At 71.4% G+C, this 2,548-nt stretch carries 3 protein-coding genes and 1 pseudogene; 2 read left to right on the top strand and 2 right to left on the bottom strand.

Features of this window, described 5'->3' with window-relative positions:
* Positions 1 to 685 (top strand): annotated as a pseudogene (locus tag QM634_RS12105) (amino acid deaminase); the annotation flags it as partial.
* On the opposite strand, the gene QM634_RS12100 reads toward QM634_RS12105, so the two are convergent.
* Entirely contained in the window at positions 682 to 939 is a 258-nt protein-coding gene (locus QM634_RS12100) for a hypothetical protein (RefSeq protein ID WP_415043030.1), read from the bottom strand. The pseudogene QM634_RS12105 and the gene QM634_RS12100 overlap by 4 nt on opposite strands.
* Positions 940 to 1,068: 129 nt before the next feature.
* Here QM634_RS12100 and QM634_RS12095 point away from each other — a divergent pair, with 129 nt between their 5' ends.
* Positions 1,069 to 1,443 carry a DoxX family protein gene (locus QM634_RS12095; RefSeq protein WP_415043029.1) on the top strand — a complete coding sequence of 125 codons (375 nt, stop codon included), beginning with the start codon at positions 1,069 to 1,071 and terminating at the stop codon, positions 1,441 to 1,443.
* A gap of 9 nt (positions 1,444 to 1,452) precedes the next feature.
* Here QM634_RS12095 and QM634_RS12090 read toward each other — a convergent pair whose 3' ends face one another.
* Positions 1,453 to 2,340 (bottom strand): sensor domain-containing protein, encoded by an 888-nt coding sequence (locus tag QM634_RS12090; RefSeq protein ID WP_415043028.1) that lies wholly within the window; start codon positions 2,338 to 2,340, stop codon positions 1,453 to 1,455.
* Between the last annotated feature and the right edge of the window lie 208 nt (positions 2,341 to 2,548).

Below are 2,548 nucleotides of genomic sequence, written 5' to 3'. Positions count from 1 at the left end.
GGTCGACCTGGCGCAGCGCGTCCGGGCGGCCCGCACCCTGCGCCTGGTCGGGGTCAGCGCCTACGAGGGCGTCGTGCCGGCCCGCCGCGACGACGACGTGCTGCGGCTCGTCGACGAGCACTGCGCCGCCGCGGTGGAGGTCTTCATCGACCTGGTCGCCTTCTTCGACACCGGGACACCGGTGTTCACCGCCGGCGGCTCTTCCTTTCCCGACCGGGTGCTGGCGGCGATCGAGCCGGTGCGCGCGGTACCCGGGGCGGTCGTCGCGCTGCGGTCGGGATGCTCGGCGATCCACGACCACGGGATGTACGCGCGGGTGTCGCCGATCCCGGGTCTGGCCCCCGCGATCGCGGTGCGCGGCGAGGTCCTGTCGGCACCGGAACCGGGACTCGTCGTCGTGGGCGCGGGCAAGCGGGACGTGCCGCACGACGCGGACACACCGACGGTGATCGGCGCGTGGGACGCCAAGGGGCGCAGTCGGCGCACCTGCGTCGGTGTGGTCGGAGAGCTGTACGACCACCACACCGTGCTTCGGGTGACGGACTCGGACGTCGGGGTCGGCGATCTGGTGGACCTGGGGATCTCCCACCCCTGCGGGGCCTTCGACCGCTGGCCGGTGGTCACCGTCGTCGACGAGGACGGCCGGTCGGTCGATGAATGGCCGACGGAGTTCGGGCGCAGCTAGCGGGGCGGTTCGGAGTCGTTCCGCTGCTGGTCGGCCCACGGGTGGCTGGGCGTCTGGCCGGTGTAGACCTGCCACCGGTAGTTGGTGCACATGATGGTGCGACCCTGTGCGTCGGTCACCTTTCGGCCGATCTCGGCGCCGCTGCACGGCTGGCCGACCGCGGGGCCGGGGGCCGCCGATGCGATCGCGGCCGACAGCGTCGCCCCGGCGAGCGCCAGGGTCGCCGCGCCGGAGAGTCGTCGAACACATGCCATGACTCGACGGTAACCGGCGTCGGGGCCGCGCGACCAGGGCCGCCGTCTGGGAAGTTCCCAAGAAAACCGGGATGAACCGGACTATAAAGACAAGTGGACTGCAGTCCCGTTACCGATGAAGGAGTCACCATGAACACCGCCCTGTGGATCGCCGCGATCGTCCTGGCCGCCGTCTTCCTGTTCGCCGGACTGGCCAAACTCGGACAGTCGCGGGACAAGCTCGTCGCCTCGGGCATGGGGTGGGCGCAGGACGCCGACCCGACCGGCATCCGCCTGCTCGGCCTGCTGGAACTGCTCGGTGCCATCGGCCTGGTGGTGCCCGCCTGGACCAAGATCCGCCCCGACCTGGTGCCGTGGGCCGCGACCGGACTCGCCCTGACGATGGTGGGCGCGATCATCGTGCACCTGCGCCGCAAGGAGGCGCCGATGATCGTCATCAACCTGGTGCTGCTGGCGGCCCTCGTGTTCGTCGCGTGGGGCCGGTTCGGCGCGCACGCGTTCTGATCCGCCCGGCTACGAGCCCTGCTTGCCGGCCTTGACGTTGTCGATCATCCGATCGACGACGCCGGTCACGCTCGAGGTGTTCCCGTACCGGCAGAAGTCGGTGTACGCGATGACGTTCCGGTAGACGCGGAAGTCGCGACCACAGGTCCACGAGCGGGTGTTCGTCAGCGTCCAGCTCTCCTTGCCGTCGGCCTCCGGGCCGCGGGCGACGGTCATTTCGCTGTCGCCCTTGGTGTACCGGGTGCACTGGGCAAGACCGGCGCGCAGCTTCGTCAGCGCCGCGGTGGCCGCGTCGGCGGTGTCGAACACGGCGACGCCGGGCTGTGCCACCACGGAGAACTTCATCGGGTCGCCGGTGTCGGTGAAGCGGTTGACGGCGATGGCGACCGCCGGTCCGACGATGGCGTCGCTGAACGGCGACGAGGTGGTCGTGCAGCTCGTGGGATCGACCGGGTCCGGTCGCACCGGGCTGGACCACGGCGTCGACAGGGCGGGCTTGAGGTGCTGGAGGGTGGCGCTCTCGACTTGCGCCTCGGTCGGCAGGGCCTCGGTCGGTGCGATGCGGATCGGCCGGTCATCACCCTTGCGGGTCGCCACCAGGACCGCGGCGGTGCCGATCGCCGCGAGCAGCAACACCGCGACGGCGCCGATGATCAGAGCCTTTGCCGCGCCCCCACCGCGCTTCGGGGGCGTCGTCGGGAAGGGCGGCGGGTAGTACGGCCCACCGACCGGCGCCGGGCCGGCCGGCGCCTGAGGGTAGGCGGGGAAGGCCTGCCCGGGCTGGGCTCCGGGCGGGGTCAGCGGCGGAAGGTGGGGCGGCTGCGGCTGATTCGGCAAGCCGGGGTTCTCGGTCACGCTGGCCTCGGGTTTCAGTGCGTCGACGGCGGGTTTCGCCACTGAGGATAGTCATGTGCTGCGCAGTTGCTGTGCATGTCCTGTAACGGGCATTCCGGACCTTTCGCGGCTCGTAGACTCCATCGCGTACTCATTTCGTCGACCCAGGAGGACAGTCATGAGTCCACGAAGCACCACCACGCGTCTCGGGGCGGCCGCCGCGGCCGCCGTCGCCCTGGCCGGAGCGACCGCCGCCGTCGGCGCCGGCGCG

Source organism: Gordonia sp. (in: high G+C Gram-positive bacteria), from assembly GCF_047606305.1.
Classification (GTDB): Bacteria; Actinomycetota; Actinomycetes; order Mycobacteriales; family Mycobacteriaceae; genus Gordonia.
The sequence above is the reverse complement of the archived record's forward strand: the minus strand, read 5'-3'. Positions and strand labels throughout refer to the sequence as shown.

What these genes read in the sequence shown, in the direction of transcription:
- QM634_RS12100 (WP_415043030.1), bottom strand. Translation starts at nt 939, where the DNA reads ATGGCATGTGTTCGACGACTCTCCGGCGCGGCGACCCTGGCGCTCGCC.
- QM634_RS12095 (WP_415043029.1), top strand. Translation starts at nt 1,069, where the DNA reads ATGAACACCGCCCTGTGGATCGCCGCGATCGTCCTGGCCGCCGTCTTC.